Source organism: Nocardia sp. NPDC050697 (assembly GCF_040654395.1).
GTDB lineage: Bacteria > Actinomycetota > Actinomycetes > Mycobacteriales > Mycobacteriaceae > Nocardia.
This window is the reverse complement of record NZ_JBFAHY010000001.1, coordinates 36,994-61,709: the sequence shown is the minus strand read 5'-3', so window position 1 is coordinate 61,709 and position 24,716 is coordinate 36,994. Positions and strand designations below refer to the sequence as shown.

Genomic DNA, 24,716 nt, shown 5'->3' with positions numbered 1-24,716 from the left:
GCTCCTAGTGGTGGAATTCGCCGGCGTTGACGTCGAGACACGCGCCGGTGACGATGCGGGAGAGCGGGGAGGCGAAGAAGAGCACCGCGTCGGCGATCTCGTCCGGCTCCGGCAGTTTGCGCAGGTCGGTGCTCTCGGCGGTTTCGGCGTAGACCTCCTCGTGGGTGATCCCGCGCTCCTTGGCCTGGTAGTCGAAGTACCACTTCAGGTTGCCCGCGTAGATGTAGCCGGGGGCCACCGAGTTCACCCGGATGCCCTGCGGGCCCAGTTCGGTGGCGAGGCTCTGCGCCAGCGCCAGCAGACTCGCCTTGGCCATCTTGTACGGCCCGAAGGTGCGCCTGGAGTGCCGCAGCACCGCTGAGTTGATCATCACGACCGAGCCCTTCGCCGCGGCGAGCGCGGGCACGAAGAGCCGGGTGAGCCGCAGCGCGGCGAGCACATTGGTCTCGAACCCGGCCCGCACGCCGTCCAGCTCGACGGTGGCGAGGTCGGTGATGGGCGGGATGGCGAAGGCATTGTTCACCAGCGCGTCCACCCGGCCGAGCTGCTCCACCGTGGTGCGCACCAGGTTCTCGGCGGCGGCCTCGTCGGTGATGTCGGTCGGCACGACCAGTGCCTTCCGGCCGATCTCCCGGACCTCGGCGGCGACCTTGTCCAGCCGCTTCTCGGTGCGCGAGGCGAGCACGACGTCGGCGCCGGCCCGCGCGGCCCTGACCGCGATCGAGCGGCCGAGCCCGGGGCCGATCCCGGAGACGACGACGACCTTGCCGGTCAGCAGCCCGGCCCCGCCCAGCGCCGCGTCGGCGGCGGTATCGTGGTCGCTCATCCCAGCATCCGATCCGCGTGCGCGCGCTGGCGGAAGGCGATCCGCTCGCGCCACTGCTCGGGGGTGACCCGGGCCTCCTCGTAGTAGGGCAGCTGCTCCGGGAGTTCGTCGAAGGAGACGAGCTGCACCTCCGGCCCGTCCTCCGGTTTCAGATCGCGGGCCAGCCGCTGCCAGCGGAACTGCAGGTAGCCGCGGTCGTGGCCGGTGCGCTCGACCCAGTTGGCGAGCCCGGGGTCGCGCTCGCTGATCACCAGCCGGATCTTGCCGTCCGGGTCCACCCGGGACTGGTCGGCGTTCAGGCTGGTCTGGTGGTTGATGTAGTCCAGCGAGAGGTACCAGATCGTGCCGAGCTGGAAGCCCTGGTAGGGGGCGTCGGACTTGGGCACGGTCAAAATAAGCACCTGGTCGTCGGTGAGGTCGTAGTGGCCAACCGAGGAGAACTGGGTGGAGAGCCCGCCCGGGGTGCGGCGCGGCTCGGTCATGGTGTTGACCGGCAGGTTCAGGTAGAACCACTCCGGGAAGGCGAGGAAGGTGCGCAGCCGGGAGGTCAGGTTCCTGGCCGCCACCTGGTACCGCTTGGCCAGCAGGTCGCGGGTGAGCGCAGGCGGCGCGTCCCCGACGGTGTCCACCCGCTCGATCCGGATGGTGCCGGGCCGCTCCGACCAGTCGCCGTAGACCTCGCGCACCGCGAGCATGGACGAATCCGGCGCGAGCTGCACGTAGCCGGGGCGGGCCGGGCCGGGGCCGAAGCGGATCTGGTAGCTGCCGTCCGGGGCGATATCCAGCTCGCGGTCGTCGAAGGCGGTCTGGCTGTCCGGCACCTCGGCGGGGGTGTAATTGCCGTTGAGCACCTGGAAGCTCAGGTCGCGGGTGGTGCCGCGGACGCCGGTGACCAGGTACTCCGCCTCCGGGCGGAGGAAGGCGTGGAAGTACAGGGTGTCCGGGTTGTCCAGCCCCATCTTGGTGTAGGGGCCGGTGGACCTGGCGAAGAAGGGGAAGTCGCGGTCGTAGGCCCAGGCCAGCTGGAGCGCGGCGCGAATGCTGCCGCCCAGATAGTCGAAGCCCTCGACGAGGTCCTGTTCGGTCTTCACCTGCGCGGCCGAGGTGATGATCTCCTCGGCCTCGGCGATCGCCTCCGCGAACGGCTTGCTGAGCACGTAGCCTCCAGGTCGTGTTCCATATATGTACCGACGTGGTACATTTCGTCCAACCGAAGATTAGAACTTGTTCTAGGAGTGGTCAATGGTCGCGATCGGAGACGGCACCGTCGCCCGGCGCTCCGCCCCCACCGTCCGGGTGCTGCAAGTGCTGGATTTCCTGGTCGCCAACGGCGGCTCGCGGTACGGCCTCTCCGAGATCGCGCGGGCGCTCGGGCTCGCCAAACCCACCTGCCTGGGCATTCTCACCGAGCTCACCGCCGCCGGGTACCTGATCCGGGATCCGCGCACCCGCGGCTACGGCCTCGGCCCGGCGCTGATCGGGGCCGGGCGGGCGGCCCAGGAGAACTTCGCGGTCTCCGCGCTTGCCCGCGCCGAGCTGGAGCCGCTGAGCGTGCGGTACCGCACCACCTGCACGGCATCGGCGGTGGTCGGGGACAAGATCGTGGTGCTGGAGGGCACCGGCCCGGGCCGGGTGCAGGTGGGCGCCACCTACCCGTTCGCGCCGCCGGTCGGGCTCATGTACGTGCTCTGGGATACCGACGCCGCCTTCGACGCCTGGCTGCGCACCCCGGCCACGGTGCCGCTGGAGCAGGACGAGCGGCGGCTGCGCACGGTGGTGGCGGAGTGCCGCGAACGCGGGTACCTGATCGAGAGCGTCTCCGCCGCGGGCAGGCGGCTGTACTCGCTGCTGGCCGGCGCCGCGGGCCGGGACATGCCCGCCGAGCTGCGCGAACTCGTCGCCGAGCTGGTGACGAGCCTGGGCGAGCGGGTGTACCTGGGCAGCGATCTGCGGCCGCGCAAGGAGCACCCGGTGAGCCTGCTCGCCGCGCCCACCTACGACGAGCGCGGCAGGCAGAGCATGGTGCTCACGATGTACGTCGGCCGGGCGGTCACCGGCGCCGAGATCGAGCGCCGCGGCACCGCGCTCGCGGCCGCGGCCGATGCCGTCACCGCGGCGGCGGGCGGGCGCGCGCCGCTGCGCTGAAGCGTTGACGGTTCGATAGAAACGTGTTCTAGTTTTGTCTCGTGAGCCCGAACCAGAAGTCCGCTACCGGCTGGGAGCTGTCGCATCTCGACGCGCTCGAGGCCGAATCGGTGCACATCTTCCGCGAGGTGGCCGCCACCTTCGAACGCCCCGTGCTGCTCTTCTCCGGCGGCAAGGACTCGGTGGTCATGCTGCACCTGGCCGCCAAGGCGTTCTGGCCGGCGCCGCTGCCCTTCCCGGTGCTGCACGTCGACACCGGCCACAACTTCGACGAGGTGATCGCCTACCGCGACGAGACCGCCGCGCGGCTCGGGCTGCGGCTGCTGGTCGGCAGCGTGCAGGAGGACATCGACGCGGGCCGAGTCACCGAGGAGACCGGCCCGCGCGCCAGCCGCAACCGGCTGCAGACGCACACCCTGCTGCGCTCCATCCGGGAGGGCGGCTTCGACGCGGTCTTCGGCGGCGCCAGGCGCGACGAGGAGAAGGCGCGCGCCAAGGAGCGGGTCTTCAGCTTCCGCGACGAGTACGGCCAGTGGGACCCGCGCAACCAGCGCCCCGAGCTCTGGAACCTGTACAACGGCAGGCACCGCCGCGGCGAGCACATCCGGGTCTTCCCGCTCTCCAACTGGACCGAGCTGGATATCTGGAGCTACATCGCCGCCGAGGAGATCGCGCTGCCGCCGCTCTACTACGCGCACCGCAGGGACGTCGTGCAGCGCGACGGGATGCTGCTGGCGCGCACCAGGTTCCTGGAGTTGCTCGACGGCGAGCAGCCCTACGAGGCCACCGTCCGGTTCCGCACCGTCGGCGACGCCACCTGCACCGGCTGCGTGGAGTCGGCTGCCGCGACCCCGGACGAGGTGGTGCTCGAGGTGGCCGCCACCCGGGTCACCGAACGCGGCGCCACCCGCGCCGACGACCGCATCTCCGAGGCGGGGATGGAAGACCGCAAACGCGAGGGGTACTTCTGATGACCACCCTGCTCCGGCTGGCCACCGCGGGCAGCGTCGACGACGGCAAGTCGACGCTGATCGGGCGCCTGCTCTTCGATTCCAAGGCGATCTTCGCCGACCAGCTCGCCGCGGTGGAGCGCACCAGCAGGGAGCGCGGCGCGGGCCAGACCGACCTGTCGCTGCTCACCGACGGCCTGCGCGCCGAGCGCGAGCAGGGCATCACCATCGATGTCGCGCACCGCTACTTCACCACGCCCCGGCGCAAATTCGTCATCGCCGACACCCCCGGCCACATCCAGTACACCCGCAACATGGTGACCGGCGCCTCCACCGCCGATGTCGCGCTGATCCTGGTCGACGCGCGCAAGGGCATCGTCGAGCAGACCCGCAGGCACGCCTTCCTGGCCGGGCTGCTCGGCGTGGCGCACCTGGTGCTCTGCGTGAACAAGATGGACCTGGCGGAGTGGAGCCAGGAGCGCTTCGAGGAGATCAAAGACGACTTCACCCGCTTCGCGGCCCGGCTGGAGGTCAGCGACCTGACCTTCATCCCCATGTCGGCGCTGCACGGCGACAATATCGTGCACCGCGGCGCGAGCATGCCCTGGTACGAGGGGACGCCGCTGCTGCACCACCTGGAGCAGGTGCACATCGCCTCGGACCGCAACCTGATCGACGCCCGGCTGCCGGTGCAGTACGTGACCCGCACGCACAACCCGGATTTCCGCGGCTACGCCGGCACCGTCGCTGGTGGTGTCTTCAAGCCGGGCGACGAGGTCACCGTGCTGCCGTCGGGATTCAGCAGCACGGTGGCGGCGCTCTACGGCCCCGGCGGCGCACCGCTGGCCGAGGCCTTCCCGCCGCAGGCGGTGACGGTGCAGCTCGCCGACGAGCTGGACGTGGCCCGCGGCGACCTGCTCTGCCGTCCGGCGAACCGCCCGCAGTCCGCCCGCGACCTGGACGCCATGGTCTGCTGGTTCGCCGAGGAGAGCGCGCTCACCCCCGGCGCCACCTACACCCTGCGGCACACCACCCGCGCCGAACCGGTGCAGGTGCAGCGGCTCGACTACCGGCTCGACGTCAACACCCTGCACCGCGACGAGGAGGCGAACGCGCTCGGGCTCAACGAGATCGGCCGGGTGCAGCTGCGCACCCGGCGGCCGCTGCTCTTCGACCCGTACCGGCGCAACCGCAGCACCGGCAGCTTCGTGCTGGTCGACGACGCCACCAACAACACCGTGGCGGCCGGCATGATCACCGGGCCGACGCCGACCACCTCGGGGGTGGTGTGGCACCGCAGCGCGGTCGAGCGCACCGAGCGCGCCACCCGCGGCGGCACCGTCTGGCTCACCGGGCTCTCCGCCTCCGGGAAGTCCACCGTCGCGGTGGAGCTGGAGCGCAGGCTGGTGAACTCGGGCCGCCCCGCCTTCCTGCTCGACGGCGACAACCTGCGGCACGGCCTCAATGCCGACCTCGGCTTCGCGCCGGAGGACCGCACCGAGAACATCCGCCGGGTGGCCGAGGTGGCCAAGCTCTTCGCCGAGGCCGGGGTACTCGCGGTGGTCTCGCTGATCAGCCCGTACCGGGAGGATCGGGAGCGGGCCAGGCGGGCGCACCTGGCGGCCGGGCTTCCCTTCCTGGAGATCTTCGTCGACACGCCGCTCGCGGTGTGCGAGGCTCGCGATCCCAAGGGGCTCTACGCCAAGGCGCGCGCGGGCGAGGTGCGCGGCTTCACCGGGATCGACGCGCCGTACGAGGCGCCGGAGCAGCCCGACCTGGTGCTGCGGCCCGATGACGGCGACCCGGCCGAGCAGGCGGCGCGGATCGCGGAGCTGCTGGGGTTCTGATCCGGCGGGGTGCGCATATTTGATACTCTGCGCGGTACGTGTCTCGAAAGGACGGGCGTATGCGCACCCTGCTGCTCAACCCTCGCGATCTGGAGTTCCTGCTCTACCAGTGGCTCGACGTCGAGGCGCTGACGAAGCACCCGCGCTTCGCCGAGCACTCGCGGGAGACCTTCGACGCGGTGCTGGCGCTGAGCGCCGAGATCGCGGAGACGCACTTCGCGCCGCACAACAAGAAGGCCGATGCCAACGAGCCGAAGTTCGTGGACGGCAAGGTGGAGCTGATTCCCGAGGTGGCGACGGCGCTGCGGGCCTTCGCCGAGGCCGGGCTGCCCGGCGCCACGGTGGCGGCCGAGCTCGGCGGCATCCAGCTGCCCGCCGTCGTCGCGCAGGCCTCCTTCGCCTGGTTCCACGCCGCCAATACCGGCACCGCCGCCTATCCCTTCCTCACCATCGCCAATGCGAATCTGCTGCTCGCGCACGGCGAGCAGTACGTGGAGCGGTTCGTGCGGCCCATGCTGGAGGGCCGCTTCTTCGGCACCATGTGCCTCTCCGAGCCGCAGGCCGGGTCGTCGCTGGCCGACATCACCACGCGCGCCGAGCCGCAGGGCGACGGCAGCTACCGGCTCTTCGGCACCAAGATGTGGATCTCCGGCGGCGACCACGAGCTGGGCGAGAACATCGTGCACCTGGTGCTGGCACGGATCCCGGGCGGCCCCGCGGGGACCAAGGGGATCTCGCTGTTCGTGGTGCCGCGCTTCCTGGTCGGTGCGGACGGCACGCTCGGCGAGCGCAACGATGTCACGCTGGCCGGGCTGAACCACAAGATGGGGTTCCGCGGCACCGTCAACACGCTGCTGAACTTCGGCGAGGGCACGCACACCCCCGGCGGCGCGGCCGGGGCGATCGGGTACCTGGTCGGCACCGAGCACCGCGGGCTGAGCCTGATGTTCCACATGATGAACGAGGCGCGGATCGGGGTCGGGCTGGTGGCGACCGCGCTCGGCTACACCGGGTACCTCAAGTCGCTGGAGTACGCGCGCGGCAGGCCGCAGGGGCGGGCCAAGATCGGCGCCGACCCGGCGAGCCCGCAGCGGCCGATCGTGGAGCACGCCGACGTGCGGCGCATGCTGCTGGCGCAGAAGAGCTACGCCGAGGGGGCGCTGGCGCTGGTGCTGTACTGCGCCCGGCTGGTGGACGAGCAGCGGATCGCGGAGAACGAGGAGGAGCGGCGGGCGCTCGGGCTGCTGCTCGACATCCTCACGCCGATCGCCAAGAGCTGGCCGTCGCAGTGGTGCCTGACCGCCAACGACCTGGCCATCCAGGTGCTCGGCGGGTACGGGTACACCCGGGAGTACGACGTCGAGCAGCACTACCGGGACAACCGGCTCAACCCCATTCACGAGGGGACGCACGGCATCCAGGGGCTGGACCTGCTCGGGCGCAAGGTGACGCAGCAGGGCGGCGCGAGCCTGCTGGCGCTGGACGCGCGGATCAGGGCGACGCTGGATGCCGCCGCCGCGGCCGGAGGCGAGGCGGCCGCTCTCGGGACCGGGCTCGGGGCAGTCTGGCAGCGGCTGACCGAGGTGACCGCCGGGCTCTTCGCGAGCGGGGACATCGAGGCGGCGCTGGCCAACAGCAGCGTCTACCTCGAGGTGTTCGGGCACACCGTGGTGGCGTGGATCTGGCTGGAGCAGTACCTCGCCGCCGCCGGCGGTGACGATGCCTTCCACGAGGGGAAGCGGCAGGCGGCGCGGTACTTCCACCGGTACGAGCTGCCCAAGACGGGGGCCGGGCTGGACCTGCTGGCGAGCCTCGATCGGACCACGCTCGAGATGCGCGCGGAGTGGTTCTGAGCGGGCCGGCGGGCGGCGTCGTCGAGCCGCCGCGCGATCCGGGCTCGCGGCCACGGGCGCCGCGGCGGCCGGGGCGGCCCGCCGCGGCCACCCCCGCGGAGGTCGTGGCGGCGGCGCGGGCCGCGTTCCTGGCGGGCGAGCGGATCGACGTGCAGTCCATCGCCGCCGGGCTCGGGTTGAGCCGGGCCTCGGTGTACCGCTGGTACGGGTCGCGCGAGGGGTTGCTCGGGGCGGTGCTGGCCGGTGAGTACGAGGCGCTCGTCGCGCGGGCCGACAGCCGCAGGCGCAGCGCGGGCGCGCACCGCGTGCTCGAGGTGCTGGCCCGGGTCAACCGCTGGATGAGCGACAACGAACCCTTCCGCCGCTACTTCGAGCACGAGCAGCGGGCCGGGCTGCGCACCCTCACCGCCGGCGACGGGCCGGTGCAGCCGCGGGCCGTGCGCGCCGTCGAGGAGCTGGTGCAGCGCGCCGTCCGGGACGACGGGTACGAGCCGCCCATGCCGCCCGATCTGCTCGCCTACGCCATGGTGCGGCTCGGCGAGGCGTTTCTCTACAACGACAGCGCCGTCGGGATCACCGGCGACGTCGAGCGGTTGCGCACGGTCCAGGCGGCGCTGCTGGGGTTGCCCGCCGAGCGCTGAGCGGCCGGCGGGCCGTTCCGATCACCGTGATCGCAAGTCCCCGCCGCTGCGGCGGGGTGGCGCAATGACCGGAGCCACGCTGGTCGCGCCCACCCCGCCCCGGCGTATTCCGGGCGGGTGAACGCGGTTCGCGCGCACTCCGGTCAGCGCGCCCACCGCGGCCCGTTATCGTCGGTTCATGCAGGTCAGAGGTGTGAATCCGGTTCCCGAGCAGGGCGAGCCGTCCGGGCAGGCGCCGGTGCGGCGGCTGCGGGCGGATCAGGCGCGCCGGGTGGCGGATGTGCTGCGGCACCAGATCCACACCGGCGCCTTCCCGGACGGGCTGCCCGCGGAGGCACAGCTGGCGGAGGAGTTCGAGACCTCGCGCAATACCGTGCGGGAGGCGCTGGCGCTGCTGCGCGACGAGGGGCTGATCGACCGCGCGCCCCGGGTCGGCACCCGGGTGGCGAACCGCAAGTACGACCACGGCCTCGACGCCCTGCTCGGCCTGCAGGAGACGCTCAAGGGGCACGGCACCGTGCGCAACGAGGTGCGCGCCGCCACCCGGATCACCGCGCCGCCCGCGGTCGCGCGCAGGCTCCGGCTGGAGCCGGGCGAGCGGGTGGTCTACCTGGAGCGGCTGCGCTACCTGGGCGACAGCCCGCTCAGCCTGGACCTGACCTACCTGGCCCCCGACATCGGCGCCGCGATCCTCGACCTGGACCTGGCCGGCACCGACATCTTCGTGCTCATCGAGCAGGTCAGCGGCCAGTCGCTGGGCTCGGCCGACCTGGCGCTGGAGGCGGTCTCCGCCGACCCGCACACCGCCGCGACCCTGGAGACCACCGACGGCGCCGCGCTGCTCATGCTGGAGCGGCTCACCCGGCTGGAGGACGGCAGGCCGGTGGATCTCGAGTACATCCGGATGCGCGGCGACCGGATCACCATGCGGGGCAGCCTGTCCCGCACCGCACCCGAGTGGAAGGTCCTGTAGATGGCCCTCGCGAACAACCGCGCCGACGTGCCGGTGACCATCGACGAATCGCTCTGTATCGAGGGCTGCACGCTCTGCGTCGAGATCTGCCCGCTCGACTCGCTCGCCATCGACACCAGCACCGGCAAGGCGTTCATGCACGTGGACGAGTGCTGGTACTGCGGGCCGTGCGCCGCCCGCTGCCCCACCGGTGCCGTCACCGTCAACATGCCGTATCTCCTGAGGTGAATGATTCATGAAACGCCTGATCGCGGTGGCTGCCGCCGCCGCTCTCGCCCTGACCGGCTGCTCGCTGGAGCAGACCGCCGCGGGCGGCGACACCGTGCGCGTCGTCGTCGGCTACCAGTCCAAGACCATCAACACCGTCACCGCGGGCACCCTGCTGCGCGCCCAGGGCTACCTGGAGCAGCGGCTGAAGCAGATCACCGACGCGGGCGGCGCGACGTACGAGGTGGAGTGGCAGGACTACGACACCGGCGCGCCGATCACCGCGCAGATGGTGGCGGAGAAGATCGATATCGGCTCGATGGGCGATTACCCGCTGCTCATCAACGGCTCCCGCACCCAGGCCAACGAGCGCTCGCGCACCGACTTCGTCTCGGTCACCGGGTACAACCCGAAGGGCGCGCTGAACATGGTCGTGGTGCCGCCGGATTCGCGCGCCACCACGCTCACCGACCTGCGCGGGCAGAAGATCTCGGCCAGCGTCGGCTCGGCCGGGCACGGCACGCTGGTGCAGGCGCTCACCCGCGCCGGGGTGGACCCGGGGACCGGGGTGGAGGTGCTGAACCAGCAGCCGCAGGTGGGGGCATCGGCGCTGGAGTCCGGGCAGGTGGCGGCGCTCTCGCAGTTCGTGGCCTGGCCCGGGCTGCTGGTCTTCCAGGACAAGGCCAAGCTGCTCTACGACGGCGCCGAGCTGAACGTGCCCACCTTCCACGGCGTCGTCGCCAGGCAGGACTACACGAAGCAGCACCCGGAGGTGCTCGACGCCTTCCTGCAGGCGCAGCTGGACGCCACCGAGTTCCTGCACGGCAAGCCGCTGGAGGCGGCGAAGATCGTGGCGGACGGGTCGGGGCTGCCGCAGGAGGTGGTGTACCTCTACAACGGTCCCGGTGGCACCTCCTTCGACACCACGCTCAAGCCGAGCCTGATCGCGGCCTTCAAGGACGACGTGCGGTACCTGAAGTCCATCGGTGACTTCGCCGAGCTCGATATCGACGGCTTCGTCGACGATGCCGCGCTGCGCAAGGCCTTCGCCGAGCGCGGGGGCACCACCTACGACGCCGCGCTGGCCGACAACGCCAACGCGACCACCGGCTCCGGCAACGAGGTGTGGGTGGACGGGCAGCAGCAGACCCGGCCCGCCGCCGATCCGACCGAGCTGCTCCGCATCGTGAAACAGGCCCGAGCCCAGGGCTCCACGGTGCGCACCGCGTACGTGCTCGACGCCGAGCTCGGGACGCGCTGGTTCGCGAACGAGTCGGTGTGGCTGCGGGACGGGGACCGGTTCCTGCCCTTCACCACCGAGGCGGCGGCGCAGCGGTACCGGGCCGCGCACCCCGGCGCGGCCCCGGTCAGCTATGACCAGGCGGTCCAAGAGGTGCGGGCATGACGCGCACCGAGGCGGCCACCGCGCCGGGCGGCGGCGCCGCGGCGACCACGTCCGGCGCCGCGCAGCCGGATACCGGGGCGGACTCCGCGCCGCTCGGCTCCCGTCCGGCGACCGCACCGGACCCGGCGCCCACGCTGGTCGAAGCCGGACCCGCGGCGGCCGCGCTGGCCCCGGCCCAGGCGAAGACCACCGGCTCCCCCTGGCCGGGCCGGATCACCAAGCTCGCCTCGGTGCTCGCCGCCATCGGCGTCTGGCAACTGCTCACGGCGAACGACGTCCGGCTCTGGCTCCGCTTCGACACGCTGCCCACGGTCACCGAGATCCTCACCGCCTTCGGCCGCCGGCTCGGCACCGACACCTACTTCCTCGACCTGGCCCAGTCGCTCATCCGCATCCTCAGCGGCTTCGGCCTGGCCACGGTGGCGGGCGTGCTCACCGGAATCGCGCTCGGCCGCTCGCGGAAGTTCGCGAACGTGGTCGGCCCGCTCACCGAGCTGGCCCGTCCGGTCCCGGCCATCGCGGTGGTGCCGATCGCCATCCTGCTCTTCCCGGACGACGAGGCGGGCATCGTCTTCATCACCTTCCTCGCCGCCTACTTCCCGATCATGGTCAGCACCAGGCACGCGGTGCGCGCGCTGCCGACGCTCTGGGAGGACTCGGTGCGCACGCTCGGCGGCAGCCGCTGGGACGTGCTGCTGCGGGTGGTCTTCCCCGGCTCGCTGCCCGGGGTATTCGGCGGGCTCTCGGTCGGCCTCGGGGTGGCGTGGATCTGCCTCATCTCCGCGGAGATGATCTCCGGCCAGCTCGGGATCGGCTACCGCACGTGGCAGGCCTACACCATCGTCGACTACCCCGGCGTCTTCGTCGGCATCATCACCATCGGCGTGCTCGGCTTCGGCACCTCGGCCGCGGTGGAGCTGCTCGGCAGGCGGGTCACCCGCTGGCTGCCGCGCGGAGAGGAGAACGCGCGATGACCACGGCGAACCGCACCGGCATGAAGCTCGCCCTCGCCGACGTGCACCTCTCCTACGGCGGCGACCCGGTGATCGCCGGGCTCACCCTCGACGTGCGGCCGGGCGAGATCCTGGTGCTCACCGGCCCCTCCGGGTGCGGCAAGTCGACGGTGCTGCGCGCGCTGGCCGGGCTGCTCGCGCCGGACTCCGGAACCGTGCTCGCCGACGGCGAGCCGGTGCGCACCACCTCGCGCGACCGGGCGGTGGTGTTCCAGGACAACGCGCTGCTGCCGTGGCGGACCGTGCGGACCAATATCGAGCTGGCGTTGAAGCTGCGCGGCGAGCCGAGGCAGGGGCGCCGGGCGGCGGCGGAGCGGTGGATCGACGAGGTCGGGCTGACCGGGTTCGGCGACTTCCTGCCCAAGAGCCTCTCCGGCGGGATGCGGCAGCGGGTGCAGCTGGCGCGCGGGCTGGCCGGGGCGCCGCGCGCGGTCATGATGGACGAGCCGTTCGGTGCGCTCGACACCCAGACCCGCGCCACCGTGCAGCGGCTGCTCATCGACACCTGGCACACGCACCCCGCCACCGTCGTCTTCGTCACCCACGACGTGGACGAGGCGCTGTTGCTCGGCGACCGGGTCGCCGTGCTCGGCCGGGCCGGGCAGCCGCTGCGCGCGCTGATCGATATCCCGGACCCGCGCACCGGCGCCGACCGCTCCGCCGAGCGCGCCCGGATCGTGGCGGCGCTCTCGTGAAGGGCTGCTGTCCGCGCCCCGACGCATCCTCCGCCGGAGACCAGCCGCGCGGCTCCCGATCCGGCGGCTCACTCCGGCTCAGCGGCCCGGGACCCCTACCCGCGCCGCGCACCAAGTCGCCCGCAGCGGGGCGTGACCCCGCGGTACCGGCTCCGACCGGAGCACTCCTCCGGACGACCACGTCCCGCGGCCGCGCCCGGATCCGGTGCGCGACCCCGCACTCCCCGACCGTTGGAGGCCCCGCATGACCGCCCCCGCTCCGACGCCGAGCATCCCCGACCTCGCCGACGCTATCCGCCTGGACTGCGACGTCCTGGTGATCGGCGGCGGCACCGCGGGCACCATGGCCGCGCTCTCCGCCGCCGAGCGCGGCGCGAACGTGCTGCTGCTGGAGAAGGCGCACGTGCGGCACTCCGGCGCGCTCGCCATGGGCATGGACGGCGTGAACAATGCCGTCGTCCCCGGCAAGGCCGAGCCGGAGGACTACGTCGCCGAGATCACCCGCGCCAACGACGGCATCGTGGACCAGCGCACCGTCTACCAGACGGCCACCCGCGGCTTCGCCATGGTGCAGCGGCTGGAGCGGTACGGGGTGAAGTTCGAGAAGGACGCGTACGGCGAGTACGCGGTGCGCCGGGTGCACCGCTCGGGCTCCTACGTGCTGCCCATGCCGGAGGGCAAGGACGTCAAGAAGGCGCTGTACCGGGTGCTGCGCCAGCGCACCATGCGCGAGCGCATCCGGATCGAGAACCGGCTCATGCCGGTCCGGGTGCTCACCGACGGCGGCCGCGCGGTCGGCGCCGCCGCCCTGAACACCCGCACCGGCGAGTTCGTCACCGTGGGCGCCAAGGCGGTGATCCTGGCGACCGGCCCGTGCGGCCGCCTCGGGCTGCCCGCCTCCGGCTACCTCTACGGCACCTACGAGAACCCGACCAACGCCGGCGACGGCTACTCCATGGCCTACCACGCCGGCGCGGAACTCTCCGGCATCGAGTGCTTCCAGATCAACCCGCTGATCAAGGATTACAACGGCCCGGCCTGCGCCTACGTCGCCAACCCGTTCGGCGGGTACCAGGTGAACGCGCACGGCGAGCGCTTCGTCGACTCCGACTACTGGTCGGGCGCGATGATGGCCGAGGTCAAGCGGGAGATCGAATCCGCCCGCGGCCCCATCTACCTCAAGGTGTCGCACCTGCCGGAGGAGACGCTCTCCACCCTGGAGGGCATCCTGCACACCACCGAGCGGCCGACCCGCGGCACCTTCCACGCCAATCGCGGCCACGACTACCGCACCCACGACATCGAGATGCACATCTCCGAGATCGGGCTCTGCGGCGGGCATTCGGCGTCCGGGGTGTGGGTGGACGACCACGCCCGCACCACCGTCCCCGGGCTGTACGCGGCGGGCGACCTGGCCTGCGTGCCGCACAACTACATGATCGGCGCCTTCGTCTACGGCGATCTCGCCGGTGAGCACGCGGCCTCCACGCTCGACGGGCTGGAGGCCCCCGCCGAGCTCCCCGCCGGCCAGCTGGCCGCGGCGCACGAGCTGATCTACCGGCCGCTGCGCAATCCGGAGGGGCCGCCGCAGCCCCAGGTGGAGTACAAGCTGCGCCGCTTCGTCAACGACTACGTGGCGCCGCCGAAGACCGCGGCCAAGCTCTCGCTGGCGGTGGAGACCTTCGAGCGCATGCGCACCGAGGTCGCCGGGATCGGGGCGCGCACCGCGCACGAGCTCATGCGCGCCGCGGAGGTGTCGTTCATCCGGGACTGCGCGGAGATGGCGGCGCGCAGCTCGCTGACCCGCACCGAATCCCGCTGGGGGCTCTACCACGACCGCGCCGACCTGCCCGAGCGCGACGACGTCGACTGGCGCTACCACCTGAACCTGCGCAAGAACGGCGCGGGCGAGATGGAGTTCGTCAAGCGCGCGGTGGCGCCGTACCTGGTGCCGGTGCCGGAGTTCGACGACGTGCCGGGCGCGCTGCCGGCCGAGGTGCCGGTGCGCACCCCGGAGCCGGTGGTGGCCCGCGGTACCGGGCAGCCGGCGCCGGAGCGGATCGAGCCGGTGCTGCGCGAGGAGGCGCCCTCGCCGCGGATCGTCACGCTGCTGGCGCTGGACGCGCCGGACGTCGCCGAGCTGGAGCCGTACCTCGGCGATCCCGACCCGGTGGTGCGGGTGGCCGCGCTCTCGGTGCTCACCGAGCACACCCCGGAGGGCTTCGCCGGCGCGCTCATCCGGGCGCTGGACGACGCCGCGGTCACCGTGCGCCGTGCCGCCGCGGACAGCCTGCGCGAGCTGGTGGAGGTGCTGCCCGAGCACGCCGGGCTGCCGGAGCGGATCGGCTCGCCCGACGCCGGGGTGCGCGCCACCGTGGTTGATCTCGTGCGCGCGCTGCGCGGCGGCTCCCCGGAATGGTTCGCCGCCGCGGCGCGCGATCCGCACCACCGGGTGCGGCTGGAGGCGGTGCGCGGGCTCGTCTCGCTGGACCAGGCCGAAGGTGTCGCCGCGCTGGCGGGCGACCCCAACCGCGAGGTGCGCGTCGTCGTGGCGCAGGGGCTGGCCGAGATCGGACCGGTGGCCGTCGCGGCCGGTGCCCGCCCGGTCATCCGCACCCTCGCCGCCGACCCCGACGCCCTGGTCCGCGCCGCCGCCCTCGCCGCCTTCGGCCCGCTCGGCGCCGAGGGGCCGCTGGAACCACTTCCGGGACGCAAGAAAGCCCCCGCCCCCGGCGACGATGTGGCCCTGCTGATCGCGGCGCTCTCCGACACCGCCTGGCAGGTCAGGGTGGGCGCGGCCAAGGGGCTGGCCGGGGCGGCCCCGGACGCCGCGATCCCGGCCCTGAGCACCGCGCTGGACGATCCGCACCTGGATGTGCGCAAGGCGGCGGTACTGTCGGTGAGCGCTCGTGCCGAGCGGGACGACGCGCAGGACGCGCTGGCCCGCGCGGTACACGACAGCGATGCCGATGTCAGGGCGTACGCGCGCCGCGCGGCGCGGTTGCTGCCCCGGTGACGGCTCGCTAGTTTGGCGGCGTGACCGTGGCCGGCCCCCGAGCGGCCCGCGGTTGCCGGGCGCGGTCGGCCCGGTGGTGGGTCGGCTCGGACCGGTGGACGGGAGACGCGGCGTGACGGTGGCGATCTGGCTCGATCTCGTCGTGCTCGGCGCCGCGGTGCTCGCCGCGCTGGCGGGCTGGCGGCGCGGCGCGATCGTCGGGCTGCTCGGCTTCGCCGGGGTGATTCTCGGCGCCGTGCTCGGCGCGCTGCTGGCGGGCGGGGTGCTGCACCGGGTGCAGCCGGGCTGGCCCCGGCTCACCGTGGTGGTCGCGGTGGTCGCGATCTTCCTGATCACCGGCGAGCTGATCGGCCACCGCATCGGCCGCTCGGCCAGGAACGCCGTGCGCGGCAGCGGAACCAGGCGGGCCGACGCGATCGGCGGTGCGCTCACGCACGCCGCCGCGGTGCCGGTGCTGGTCTGGCTGGTGGCGGGCGCCCTGGCCGGCTCCGCGCAGGCGCAGGCGGTGCAGGGCTCGGTGGTGCTGCGCACCGTGGACGACCTGGCCCCCGGCTGGGCCGCCGGGCTGCCGGAGCGAATCGCCGAGCCGCTGCGCGACGCCGGGCTGCCCGCCGCCTCCAGCTGGCCGCGCGAGGAGACCCCGCGCTCCCGGGAACAGCCGGACCCGGCGGCGGCCGGGCTGCCGCTCACCGCCGCGCTGGAGCCGAGCGTGCTCCGGATCCGCGATATCGCCGCGGACTGCGGACTGCGCCAGACCGGAAGCGGTTTCGTGATCGCCCCGGAGCGGGTGCTGACCAACGCGCACGTGGTCGCGGGCGCCACCGATATCTCCGTGGACACCGCCGACGGCCCGCTCGACGCCCAGGTGGTGCAGTTCGAGCCGGCCATCGATATCGCGGTGCTCGCCGTCCCCGGGCTCACCGCGGCCCCGGTGCCGATCGCGCCGCTGCCCGCCGAGCCGGGCGCCGACGCCGTGGTCCTCGGCTACCCGCAGGGCGGCCCGTACACCGCGAGCGCGGCCCGGGTGCGGAGCCGGCTGCAGCGCCCGGTGCGCGACATCTACCGCACCGCGGGCGTGGAGCGGAAGTTCTACGCGGTGGCGGGCGAGATCCGCGGCGGCAATTCCGGTGGCCCGCTGGTGGATCCGCAGGGCCGGGTGCTCGGCGTGGTCTTCGGGGTGGACGAGGAGCGCGGCGAACTCGGCTACGCCTCCGCGCTGCCCGACGTCCTGGAGCAGCTGGGCGGACGCTGGCACGCGGGCACCCCCGTCGGCGCCGGGAACTGCGCCCCCTGACCCCGGCTCAGCGGGGCAGCGCGAGCCAGCCGCTCTCCAGCGCCGCGCTCAGCTCGCCGTAGCCGATCTCCTGCTCGGCCAGCGCGGTCCAGGCCGCGTGCATCTCGTCGCTGCCCGGGTCGATGGTCATGAGCAGGTCGAAGGCGCGCTCACAGGCGGCCGCCATCCGGTCGAGGACGGTGCCGAGCGTCTCCGGGTGGCGCCGCACCCCGGCGCGCGGCGCGGGCAGGTTGCGCCGCACCCAGCCGTCGATGCGGCGCACCAGCTCGGTGCGCTCGCGATCGAATTCGGCGGCCCGGGCGGGCAGCCTGCGCCGGGCCCGGTGCAGCTGGGCCAGCGCGTGCGCCTCCCGGCAGAGCGGGCCCTGGAGGTAGTGGCCGCGCAGCGCGGCCAGCAGCTCGTCCTTGGACGGGAGCACCGGATCGGCCGGCGGCTCGGTCTCGGGCAGCGCGCGCCGGACCTGGTGCGCTGTCATCGGACCGACCTCCCGTCCACGGCGACACGAGTCACATCACCCCGGATTCACGCGCTATGCCCACCGGAAACCGTGGCGCAGATCGCGTTTCTCCGGCCGTGACATGACGGGTGGTCAGCCCCGCGCGCCGGCCACCGCGGGCGGGCGTAGCCGCTCCGGGGCGAGCGCGGAGAGCTCCGCGGCGTGCTGCCGATCGGCGGTGATGGCATCCAGCCGCCTGCCGAGCGCTTTGACCTCGTCGCGCAGCGCGATCACCCGGTCCAGCGGGTAATCCACCTCGGCCAGCACGGATTCCACCATGCGGCGGGCCTGGCGCTGCAGCGCGCGGCCCGCCTCGGTGGCGCGCAGCTCCACCGCGCGCCGGTCGTGCGCGCTGCGCACGCTCTCCACCAGGCCGTGCGCCTGCAACCGCTGGATGAGCGGGGAGACGGTGCCGTAGTCGAGGTGCAGCTTCTCGCCGAGCTCGCGCATGGTCATGCCGGGGCGCTCCCAGAGCGCCAGCAGCGCCAGGTACTGCGGGTAGGTCACCCGCATCTCGTCCAGGAAGGGACGGTAGGCCGCGGTCATCGAGCGGGAGGTGGAGTAGAGCGCGAAGCAGAGCTGTGCGGTGAGCGAGAGCGGGTCGGCGCCGGGTAGCGCGGCCCCTGCGCTCCGGTGCGGGCGGAATTCGGATTCTCGGGCGGTATCGGGCAACGGTGCCTCGGACATAGCTGCACTGTACGCATTCCGCCGACCCGGGCGGGCCGGGTCGGCGGGGTATACCGCGCGGTCTGCGCCGGATCAGCTCGCGGCGCTGGTCTCGGCCACCTTCAGCTGCACGTCGACATTGCCGCGGGTGGCATTGGAGTAGGGGCACACCTGATGCGCGGCGGTCACCAGCTCCTCGGCGCGGGCGGTCTCGACGCCGGGCAGCGCGACGGTCAGGGTGACGGCGAGCCCGAAACCGGTGCCGTCCGGGCCGATGCCGACCTCGCCGGTCACCGACGAGTCGGCGATGGTGACCTTCTCCCGCCGCGCGACCACCTGCAGCGCGCTGTGGAAGCAGGCGGCGTACCCGGCGGCGAAGAGCTGCTCGGGGTTGGTGCCCGCACCGCCGGAGCCGCCCATCTCGGCCGGGATCACCAGATCCAGGTCGAGCGCGGCGTCGGAGGAGGTGACGTGGCCCCCTCGGCCGGCGCCGGTCGCGGTGGCCGTCGCGGTGTACAGGATCTTCATCGTCGAACTCCTCGGGGGTCGTGTTCGTCGGACCATTCCGACAGTAGCGAGCAATTCAGTTGTGCACAATGTTTGTGACGAGCCCCTCCGGCAATCCGGGGCCCGTGGTGAACGACGTCGAGAAGCGCTGGAACGACCCGGGCGCCGTGCGCGGCGCGGCCCGCTACCTGGCGGCGGTGCTGGTGGTCACCGCCGCGGTCTTCGGGGTCTGCGTGCTCTGGGCGAGCGGCCGGGACGCGTGCGCGGGCGACCGCATGCTCTGCGACACCGCGGCGCAGGGCGTCACGCTGCTCGCGCCCGCGGCGGCGCTGCTGCTCGGCGCGATCGGCGCCTTCGTGCAGACCTTCCGGGTGTGGCGGCGCGGCGGCGGCTGGCCGATCTGGCAGGGCGCGGGCTGGTTCGCCCTCGTGCTCTTCATGGCCTACCTGTCGATCGGCGGCGGCGCGCTGGCCGGGTGATCACACCGGCAGCGTCGCCCACACCACCTTCCCGGACGGCCAGCGCGGCGCGCAGCCCCACGCCCTGGCGAGGTCGGCGACGACGTGCAGCCCGTACGCCTGCACCTCGCCCGCGGCGGGCTCGCGCAGCACGGCGGGGTGCGGATCGGCGTCGGCCACCGCGACGGTGAGCCCGTCCGCCCGCAGCTCCAGCCGGACCCCGACGTCGCCCGCACCGTGCCGCACCGCGTTCTCCACCAGCTCGGTGACGAGCAGCTGCGCGTCGGTGAAGATCTCGGCGGTGCGCCAGCGCACGCACATCCGGGCCACGAACTCGCGCGCGCACTGGGCGCTGGCCGCGGCGGCGGCCATGTCCAGCCGGGCCCGGTGCCCGCGCGGCACCGGGGGCGCCGCGGCCAGCGCGGCCGCCTCGGACTCCAGCACCGGCACCCGGCGCACCGCGGCCGCCACCCGGCGGCGCAGCGGCTCGGCCGCGGCGACCAGCAGGATCGGCACCCCCGGCCAGTCACCCACCCGGAACCGGACCACGCTGAAGACTGTGAGCGCGCCGTCGTCGGTGCACTCCAGCTCGTCCAGCGCGACGATCAGCGCCCGTGGCTGCTCCACGGCGAACCGCACCAGGTCGGCGCCGAAGCGCCGGGAGGTCTCGGCGTCCAGCACACCGCGCGGCCGCAGCACCGCGCACTCCCCCGTGACTTCGGGCCGCCAGGACACCGTCCCGCCACTGATCCGCTCCACTCGGATCGGCTACCCGTCCGCACCGCGCTCAACCGCGATTCACGGCCGGGCCAGCGGGTATAGCGGCCGCACAGCATCAGGGGACGATCGAGAAAGGGACGCCACATGACCGAAACGGCCACCGAGAGCACCGCGATCACCGACCACCCGTCCCCCGAGCATCGCAGGCCGCCCGGGGTCGACGACGCCGCGGTCGCGGCGGGCGGCAAGCTCTCCGAGGCGCTGGAGACCATCGAGCGCGCCCGCGGCCACCTCTACGAGCTGCATCAGCTGATCGGCGGCGCCGACCTGCGGCTGGACGAGGCGGTGTCGAAGTTCCGGGAGGCCGGGCACCCGGAGATCGCGGAGCGCATCGAGCGCGACCTGATCGGCCGCAATGTGCTGCCGGGGCGGTGGACCTTCCAGATCGTCGAGGAGTTCGACGACGGCTACTACGCGCACTTCCGGGAGATCGAACGGGATGTCCGCGACACGCTGTTCGACGGCAGGCGCCACCTATTCGAGGCGGAGATGAAGGAAGCCAGGCGGACGCACGGGCGCAAGGGCCATTCGGCCGTTCCCCCGGAGTAGGAATAGCGGGTCAGCTGCCCGCGGGGCGCTCGGGCAGTTCGACGGCGGCGCGCCGCGCTTCCAGCCAGAAGGTGGCACCCACCGTGAGGTAGGAGGCGACCACCGCGAGCACGGGAAGACCAAGGACCATCAGCAACACCGGGAACATCGACATGACCCGTGCCCCTCTCCGCCGCGTACGCGTGCTCCGTCCCGCGCCCGCTACCCGGGCCCGGGGGCGCCACCTGCGCCTGCTCGGCTATTACCCCTAACTCATCGCCACACGCGATCCATACCGCAACACCCCTGTGAATTGGGTCACCGGCGCGCGGCAAATTCCCGGGGCCGCCACCGGCGGCAATTCCCGGTGCCGGCCGGGGTGCGAATTCGCTATCGATTACCGAACACCGCGGCACCGCGCAACGCGGAATGGGATGTAATGTCGTGCTGTCGAATCCGGCGTCCGGAAAGGGGCAAAACACAAGCATGGCCAAGAAGGTCATCGTCCAGACCATCGACGATCTCGACGGCGAGTCGGTCGCGGACGAAACGATCGAGTTCGCGCTCGACGGAGTCGGTTACGAAATCGATCTGTCCAGCGCCAACGCGAAGAAGCTGCGCGACGAGCTGGAGTCGTGGGCCAAGCACGCCCGCCGGGTGAGCGGCAGACGGCGCCAGCCCAAGAACCCCGCCCCGCGCGCCAAGTCCGCGGACAACCGCGAGCAGACCGCCGCGATCCGGGAGTGGGCCCGCAGCAACGGGTTCGAGGTCTCCGCCCGTGGCCGGATCCCGGCCGAGGTGCAGCAGGCCTACCGCGCCGCGAACAGCGACGCGGAGGGCTGACCCGCCGCGCGGCAGGCGGGCCGACGCACCGTTTCCCCGGCCCGCCCCCGCTCGCGCCCGATTTCCGGCCCCGTGCGGCGCCGCGCCGGGCAGAATGGTGGTCGGCGCACCACCGAACCCAACGACCCCAGGATCGCGGGATGGCCCAGCGGCGTAGCCTCTCGCAGCGACGAGCTGCCCTCGAAGCGGAATGGACCCGCCGGGTCCCCCGCCCGCCGGGCCCGGATGTCATCCGGCCCCCGGCCGAACTCGCGCGGCCCGGCGCGCTCGACTCCGCGGTGGCGCAGTCCTGGGCGCGCTCGCTGCGCACCGTCGATCCCGGCCGGGAGCACGCGCCCGGCGACGCCGTCGACGTCCGGACCCGCTGGGCCGCGTCCCCGCTGCGCACCCCCGTCCTGGAACTCGCCGATCAGCTGCGCGCGGTGGCCGACGGCTCCGGCTTCGTCGCCGCCGTCACCGACGAGAGCGGCACCATTCTCTGGTCCTACGGCGGGCCGGTCATGCGCCGCCGCGCCGAACAGGTGAACTTCGCCCCCGGCGGCCGCTGGGACGAGCCGCACATGGGCACCAACGCGCTCTCGCTGGCGCTGCGCACCGAGCGGCCGCACACCGTCTTCTCCGCCGAGCACCTGGTCGCCGCGTTGCACGGCTGGGTCTGCTACTGCGCGCCGATCCACGGCCCGGACGGCAGGCAGCTCGGCGTGCTCGACCTCTCCACCGCCTGGGACCGGGCGCACCCGCTCGCCATGTCCACCGCCATGGCGCTGGCCACCGCGATCGAGGCGCGGGTGCGGGCCGGTGCGCCCGCCGCGCCCGGGATGCGGCTGCGCTGCCTCGGCGGCGCCGAGCTGGTGCGCGCGGGCGGGCCGGTGCGGCTGCGCCCCCGGCACCTGGAGATCCTCACGCTGCTGGCGCTGGAGCCGGAGGGGTTCACGCACGAGCGGCTGCACTTCGCGGTCTACGGCGACCGGCCGGTGGGGACGAGCACGCTCAAGTCGGAGATGTCGTACCTGCGCCGGGCCACCGACGGGGAGATCAGCAGCCGGGTCTACCGGCTGGCGCACCCGCCCGCCTGCGATGCCGTCGAGCTGCTCGCCGCGCTGGAGTCCGGGGACACCGGCACCGCCGTCGAGCTGTACCGGGGGCCGCTGCTGCCGGGATCGGACACCCCCGGAATCGTCACGTGGCGGGACCATCTGGAGGTGGCCATCCGCACCGCCGTGCTCTCCAGCCCCGACCCCGCGCACGCCCTGCGCTACGGCGAGTTCGCCGCCGCCGATATCGCCGTGCACGAGCACGCCCTCACCCTCCTCGCCCCCGGCGACACGAGGCGTGCCATCGCCGCAGCTCGGCTCCACTCCGCCTTGCGCGACTGAAAGCCCGATTCTGCCGCGCGTGATCCGCACTGCGCCCGACGCGCCCGCGCGCGTGGCAGGCCGCCGCCGCGACAGCGGAGACGGCGTCAACGTTTCCCCAACCTCGGCGGCGCATAGTGACACGCGTCACGGCCGTGCGCCGTGGGTTCACTGTCGCCAACAGCGAGGAGTCGTCCGCCATGATCTACGCGAAGCCGGGAGCCGAGGGCAGCGTCGTCGAGTACGCCCGCCGATACGACAACTTCATCGGCGGTGACTGGGTGGCCCCGGCGGAGGGCCGCTACTTCGAGAACCCCTCCCCGGTGGACGGCGCCACCTTCACCGAGGTCGCCCGCTCCACCGCCCCCGACGTCGACCGCGCGCTGGACGCCGCGCACCAGGCCGCCGAGGGCTGGGGCCGCACCTCCACCACCGAGCGCGCCAATATCCTGAACCGCATCGCCGACCGCATCGAGGAGAACCTCACCGCGCTCGCCGTCGCGGAGACCTGGGAGAACGGCAAGCCGGTCCGCGAGACGCTCGCCGCCGACCTGCCGCTCGCCGTCGACCACTTCCGCTACTTCGCCGGCGCGCTGCGCGCCCAGGAGGGCGGCATCTCGGAGATCGACGGCGACACCGTCGCCTACCACTTCCACGAGCCGCTCGGCGTGGTCGGCCAGATCATCCCGTGGAACTTCCCGATCCTCATGGCCACCTGGAAGCTGGCCCCGGCGCTGGCCGCGGGCAATGCCGTCGTGCTCAAGCCGGCCGAGCAGACCCCGGCCTCCATCCTCAAGGTGGTCGAGCTCATCGCCGACCTGCTTCCGCCCGGCGTGCTGAACGTGGTCAACGGCTTCGGTGTGGAGGCGGGTAAGCCGCTGGCCTCCAGCCCGCGGGTGGCCAAGATCGCGTTCACCGGCGAGACCACCACCGGCCGGCTGATCATGCAGTACGCCAGCGAGAACATCATCCCGGTCACCCTCGAGCTCGGCGGCAAGAGCCCGAACATCTTCCTGCCCGACGTGGCCGCCGCGGACGACGAGTTCTTCGACAAGGCGATCGAGGGCTTCGTCATGTTCGCGCTGAACCAGGGCGAGGTCTGCACCTGCCCGTCCCGCGCGCTGGTGCACTCCTCGATCTACGACGAGTTCATGGAGCGGGCGGTGGCGCGCACCGAGGCGATCGTGAGCGGCAACCCGCTCGACGATGCCACCATGATCGGCGCGCAGGCCAGCAACGACCAGTTCGAGAAGATCCTCTCCTACATCGATATCGGGCGGCAGGAGGGCGCCGAGGTGCTCACCGGCGGCGGCACCCGCTCGGTGGACGGGCTGCCGAACGGGTTCTACGTCGAGCCGACCATCTTCAAGGGCCGCAACGACATGCGGATCTTCCAGGAGGAGATCTTCGGCCCGGTGGTCTCGGTGACGACCTTCGACTCGGTGGACGAGGCGCTCAAGATCGCCAACGACACCCTGTACGGGCTCGGCGCCGGTGTCTGGTCGCGGGATATGAACACCGCCTACCGGCTGGGCCGGGAGATCAAGGCGGGCCGGGTCTGGACCAACTGCTACCACGCCTACCCGGCGCACGCGGCGTTCGGCGGCTACAAGAAGTCGGGCATCGGGCGGGAGAACCACCGCATGATGCTGGAGCACTACCAGCAGACCAAGAACCTGCTGGTCAGCTACTCCCCCAATAAGCAGGGCTTCTTCTGATGGCGGTGCCCCGGGTGGAGCTCACCGACACGGCGACCGAGCTGCTGCGCGCCCTGACGGCGCAGCACGGGCCGGTGATGTTCCACCAGTCCGGCGGTTGCTGCGACGGCAGTGCGCCGATGTGCTATCCGCGCACCGAGTTCCGGGTCGGCTCGGCCGACGTGCTGCTCGGGCGGGTGGCCGGCGACACCCCGTTCTGGATGAGCGCGGACCAGTACGAGTACTGGAAGCACACGCACCTCACCGTGGACGTGGTGCCCGGCCGGGGCAGCGGCTTCTCGCTGGAGGCGCCGGAGGGGGTGCGGTTCCTCATCCGGTCGCGGCTGCTCACCGACGACGAGGTGCTGGCGCTGGCCGCGGAGCCGCCGCCGGCCACCGGGGCCGAGTACGAGGGATAGCCCCCGCAGCGGTGGGCCGGGCACCGCGCGGGTGCCCGGCCTGCCGCGCGTTCCGGCGCCGAGCCAGCCCCGGTGCGGCCAGGTTAAGAAAACGGACCGATC

25 protein-coding genes are annotated in these 24,716 nt (G+C 72.8%); 18 read left to right on the top strand and 7 right to left on the bottom strand.

Annotated features, from left to right (window positions below):
- Window positions 1-4 precede the first annotated feature (4 nt).
- Entirely contained in the window at window positions 5-826 is an 822-nt protein-coding gene (locus tag AB0H71_RS00330; RefSeq protein ID WP_357013158.1) for an SDR family oxidoreductase, read from the bottom strand.
- Complete coding sequence (locus AB0H71_RS00325) at window positions 823-1,983, bottom strand: hypothetical protein (protein ID WP_357013156.1); 1,161 nt, start codon at window positions 1,981-1,983, stop codon at window positions 823-825. The genes AB0H71_RS00330 and AB0H71_RS00325 overlap by 4 nt, the downstream gene beginning before the upstream one ends.
- Before the next feature lie 85 nt (window positions 1,984-2,068).
- Here AB0H71_RS00325 and AB0H71_RS00320 point away from each other — a divergent pair, with 85 nt between their 5' ends.
- From AB0H71_RS00320 to AB0H71_RS00265, 12 genes are all read left to right on the top strand, one after another.
- Complete coding sequence (locus tag AB0H71_RS00320; protein ID WP_357013154.1) at window positions 2,069-2,971, top strand: helix-turn-helix domain-containing protein; 903 nt, start codon at window positions 2,069-2,071, stop codon at window positions 2,969-2,971.
- 41 nt (window positions 2,972-3,012) lie between these two features.
- Window positions 3,013-3,942 carry a sulfate adenylyltransferase subunit CysD gene (cysD, locus tag AB0H71_RS00315; protein WP_357013151.1) on the top strand — a complete coding sequence of 310 codons (930 nt, stop codon included), beginning with the start codon at window positions 3,013-3,015 and terminating at the stop codon, window positions 3,940-3,942.
- Window positions 3,942-5,768 carry an adenylyl-sulfate kinase gene (cysC, locus tag AB0H71_RS00310; RefSeq protein ID WP_357013148.1) on the top strand — a complete coding sequence of 609 codons (1,827 nt, stop codon included), beginning with the start codon at window positions 3,942-3,944 and terminating at the stop codon, window positions 5,766-5,768. The genes cysD and cysC overlap by 1 nt, the downstream gene beginning before the upstream one ends.
- Window positions 5,769-5,827: 59 nt before the next feature.
- Entirely contained in the window at window positions 5,828-7,621 is a 1,794-nt protein-coding gene (locus AB0H71_RS00305) for an acyl-CoA dehydrogenase (RefSeq protein ID WP_357013145.1), read from the top strand.
- The gene (locus AB0H71_RS00300) at window positions 7,612-8,262 is read left to right on the top strand and encodes a QsdR family transcriptional regulator (RefSeq protein ID WP_357013143.1); all 651 of its coding nucleotides are present in this window, start codon (window positions 7,612-7,614) and stop codon (window positions 8,260-8,262) included. Before AB0H71_RS00305 ends, AB0H71_RS00300 begins: the two co-directional genes overlap by 10 nt.
- A gap of 178 nt (window positions 8,263-8,440) precedes the next feature.
- Window positions 8,441-9,235: a GntR family transcriptional regulator gene (locus AB0H71_RS00295; protein ID WP_357013140.1), complete on the top strand. Its 795-nt coding sequence runs from the start codon at window positions 8,441-8,443 to the stop codon at window positions 9,233-9,235.
- Complete coding sequence (locus tag AB0H71_RS00290; RefSeq protein WP_357013138.1) at window positions 9,236-9,463, top strand: ferredoxin family protein; 228 nt, start codon at window positions 9,236-9,238, stop codon at window positions 9,461-9,463.
- A 7-nt stretch (window positions 9,464-9,470) separates the two neighbouring features.
- The gene (locus AB0H71_RS00285; RefSeq protein ID WP_357013135.1) at window positions 9,471-10,847 is read left to right on the top strand and encodes an ABC transporter substrate-binding protein; all 1,377 of its coding nucleotides are present in this window, start codon (window positions 9,471-9,473) and stop codon (window positions 10,845-10,847) included.
- Window positions 10,844-11,821 carry an ABC transporter permease gene (locus AB0H71_RS00280; protein WP_357013133.1) on the top strand — a complete coding sequence of 326 codons (978 nt, stop codon included), beginning with the start codon at window positions 10,844-10,846 and terminating at the stop codon, window positions 11,819-11,821. Before AB0H71_RS00285 ends, AB0H71_RS00280 begins: the two co-directional genes overlap by 4 nt.
- The gene (locus tag AB0H71_RS00275; RefSeq protein ID WP_357013130.1) at window positions 11,818-12,555 is read left to right on the top strand and encodes an ABC transporter ATP-binding protein; all 738 of its coding nucleotides are present in this window, start codon (window positions 11,818-11,820) and stop codon (window positions 12,553-12,555) included. Before AB0H71_RS00280 ends, AB0H71_RS00275 begins: the two co-directional genes overlap by 4 nt.
- Window positions 12,556-12,799: 244 nt before the next feature.
- A complete protein-coding gene (locus tag AB0H71_RS00270; protein WP_357013127.1) occupies window positions 12,800-15,571 on the top strand; it encodes a fumarate reductase/succinate dehydrogenase flavoprotein subunit in 2,772 nt (923 codons plus the stop codon).
- 94 nt (window positions 15,572-15,665) lie between these two features.
- The gene (locus AB0H71_RS00265) at window positions 15,666-16,865 is read left to right on the top strand and encodes a MarP family serine protease (RefSeq protein ID WP_357013125.1); all 1,200 of its coding nucleotides are present in this window, start codon (window positions 15,666-15,668) and stop codon (window positions 16,863-16,865) included.
- 7 nt (window positions 16,866-16,872) lie between these two features.
- Here AB0H71_RS00265 and AB0H71_RS00260 read toward each other — a convergent pair whose 3' ends face one another.
- The 3 genes from AB0H71_RS00260 to AB0H71_RS00250 all read right to left on the bottom strand — a co-directional run bounded on the left by AB0H71_RS00260 (window position 16,873) and on the right by AB0H71_RS00250 (window position 18,555).
- Window positions 16,873-17,340, bottom strand: coding sequence for a DUF4254 domain-containing protein (locus AB0H71_RS00260; RefSeq protein WP_357013122.1), 468 nt, complete (start codon window positions 17,338-17,340; stop codon window positions 16,873-16,875).
- A 114-nt stretch (window positions 17,341-17,454) separates the two neighbouring features.
- Window positions 17,455-18,048, bottom strand: coding sequence for a MarR family transcriptional regulator (locus tag AB0H71_RS00255; RefSeq protein ID WP_357013119.1), 594 nt, complete (start codon window positions 18,046-18,048; stop codon window positions 17,455-17,457).
- Between the two features lie 72 nt (window positions 18,049-18,120).
- The gene (locus AB0H71_RS00250; RefSeq protein ID WP_357013117.1) at window positions 18,121-18,555 is read right to left on the bottom strand and encodes an organic hydroperoxide resistance protein; all 435 of its coding nucleotides are present in this window, start codon (window positions 18,553-18,555) and stop codon (window positions 18,121-18,123) included.
- A gap of 104 nt (window positions 18,556-18,659) precedes the next feature.
- Here AB0H71_RS00250 and AB0H71_RS00245 point away from each other — a divergent pair, with 104 nt between their 5' ends.
- The gene (locus AB0H71_RS00245) at window positions 18,660-19,013 is read left to right on the top strand and encodes a hypothetical protein (protein WP_357013115.1); all 354 of its coding nucleotides are present in this window, start codon (window positions 18,660-18,662) and stop codon (window positions 19,011-19,013) included.
- Here AB0H71_RS00245 and AB0H71_RS00240 read toward each other — a convergent pair whose 3' ends face one another.
- Entirely contained in the window at window positions 19,014-19,751 is a 738-nt protein-coding gene (locus tag AB0H71_RS00240) for an ATP-binding protein (RefSeq protein ID WP_357013113.1), read from the bottom strand.
- A gap of 105 nt (window positions 19,752-19,856) precedes the next feature.
- Between AB0H71_RS00240 and AB0H71_RS00235 the strand changes: the two genes are divergently transcribed.
- A complete protein-coding gene (locus AB0H71_RS00235) occupies window positions 19,857-20,321 on the top strand; it encodes a hypothetical protein (RefSeq protein ID WP_357013111.1) in 465 nt (154 codons plus the stop codon).
- A 10-nt stretch (window positions 20,322-20,331) separates the two neighbouring features.
- On the opposite strand, the gene AB0H71_RS00230 is transcribed toward AB0H71_RS00235, so the two are convergent.
- Window positions 20,332-20,475, bottom strand: coding sequence for a hypothetical protein (locus AB0H71_RS00230; RefSeq protein WP_357013109.1), 144 nt, complete (start codon window positions 20,473-20,475; stop codon window positions 20,332-20,334).
- Between the two features lie 311 nt (window positions 20,476-20,786).
- Between AB0H71_RS00230 and AB0H71_RS00225 the strand changes: the two genes are divergently transcribed.
- The 4 genes from AB0H71_RS00225 (at window position 20,787) to AB0H71_RS00210 (ending at window position 24,614) form a co-directional block, all read left to right on the top strand.
- Complete coding sequence (locus tag AB0H71_RS00225; protein ID WP_357013108.1) at window positions 20,787-21,143, top strand: Lsr2 family protein; 357 nt, start codon at window positions 20,787-20,789, stop codon at window positions 21,141-21,143.
- Between the two features lie 140 nt (window positions 21,144-21,283).
- The gene (locus tag AB0H71_RS00220) at window positions 21,284-22,519 is read left to right on the top strand and encodes a transcriptional regulator (RefSeq protein ID WP_357013106.1); all 1,236 of its coding nucleotides are present in this window, start codon (window positions 21,284-21,286) and stop codon (window positions 22,517-22,519) included.
- Between the two features lie 179 nt (window positions 22,520-22,698).
- Window positions 22,699-24,216 (top strand): aldehyde dehydrogenase, encoded by a 1,518-nt coding sequence (gene adh, locus AB0H71_RS00215; RefSeq protein WP_357013104.1) that lies wholly within the window; start codon window positions 22,699-22,701, stop codon window positions 24,214-24,216.
- The gene (locus AB0H71_RS00210; RefSeq protein WP_357013102.1) at window positions 24,216-24,614 is read left to right on the top strand and encodes a DUF779 domain-containing protein; all 399 of its coding nucleotides are present in this window, start codon (window positions 24,216-24,218) and stop codon (window positions 24,612-24,614) included. The genes adh and AB0H71_RS00210 overlap by 1 nt, the downstream gene beginning before the upstream one ends.
- Window positions 24,615-24,716 lie beyond the last annotated feature (102 nt).

Bases quoted from the DNA above. Each gene is read 5' to 3' on its own strand.
- AB0H71_RS00330 (WP_357013158.1), bottom strand. From the start codon at position 826: ATGAGCGACCACGATACCGCCGCCGACGCGGCGCTGGGCGGGGCCGGG.
- AB0H71_RS00320 (WP_357013154.1), top strand. From the start codon at position 2,069: ATGGTCGCGATCGGAGACGGCACCGTCGCCCGGCGCTCCGCCCCCACC.
- cysC (WP_357013148.1), top strand. From the start codon at position 3,942: ATGACCACCCTGCTCCGGCTGGCCACCGCGGGCAGCGTCGACGACGGC.
- AB0H71_RS00305 (WP_357013145.1), top strand. From the start codon at position 5,828: ATGCGCACCCTGCTGCTCAACCCTCGCGATCTGGAGTTCCTGCTCTAC.
- AB0H71_RS00295 (WP_357013140.1), top strand. From the start codon at position 8,441: ATGCAGGTCAGAGGTGTGAATCCGGTTCCCGAGCAGGGCGAGCCGTCC.
- AB0H71_RS00290 (WP_357013138.1), top strand. From the start codon at position 9,236: ATGGCCCTCGCGAACAACCGCGCCGACGTGCCGGTGACCATCGACGAA.
- AB0H71_RS00285 (WP_357013135.1), top strand. From the start codon at position 9,471: ATGAAACGCCTGATCGCGGTGGCTGCCGCCGCCGCTCTCGCCCTGACC.
- AB0H71_RS00280 (WP_357013133.1), top strand. From the start codon at position 10,844: ATGACGCGCACCGAGGCGGCCACCGCGCCGGGCGGCGGCGCCGCGGCG.
- AB0H71_RS00275 (WP_357013130.1), top strand. From the start codon at position 11,818: ATGACCACGGCGAACCGCACCGGCATGAAGCTCGCCCTCGCCGACGTG.
- AB0H71_RS00270 (WP_357013127.1), top strand. From the start codon at position 12,800: ATGACCGCCCCCGCTCCGACGCCGAGCATCCCCGACCTCGCCGACGCT.
- AB0H71_RS00260 (WP_357013122.1), bottom strand. From the start codon at position 17,340: ATGACAGCGCACCAGGTCCGGCGCGCGCTGCCCGAGACCGAGCCGCCG.
- AB0H71_RS00255 (WP_357013119.1), bottom strand. From the start codon at position 18,048: ATGTCCGAGGCACCGTTGCCCGATACCGCCCGAGAATCCGAATTCCGC.
- AB0H71_RS00250 (WP_357013117.1), bottom strand. From the start codon at position 18,555: ATGAAGATCCTGTACACCGCGACGGCCACCGCGACCGGCGCCGGCCGA.
- AB0H71_RS00235 (WP_357013111.1), top strand. From the start codon at position 19,857: ATGACCGAAACGGCCACCGAGAGCACCGCGATCACCGACCACCCGTCC.
- AB0H71_RS00230 (WP_357013109.1), bottom strand. From the start codon at position 20,475: ATGTCGATGTTCCCGGTGTTGCTGATGGTCCTTGGTCTTCCCGTGCTC.
- AB0H71_RS00225 (WP_357013108.1), top strand. From the start codon at position 20,787: ATGGCCAAGAAGGTCATCGTCCAGACCATCGACGATCTCGACGGCGAG.
- AB0H71_RS00220 (WP_357013106.1), top strand. From the start codon at position 21,284: ATGGCCCAGCGGCGTAGCCTCTCGCAGCGACGAGCTGCCCTCGAAGCG.
- adh (WP_357013104.1), top strand. From the start codon at position 22,699: ATGATCTACGCGAAGCCGGGAGCCGAGGGCAGCGTCGTCGAGTACGCC.
- AB0H71_RS00210 (WP_357013102.1), top strand. From the start codon at position 24,216: ATGGCGGTGCCCCGGGTGGAGCTCACCGACACGGCGACCGAGCTGCTG.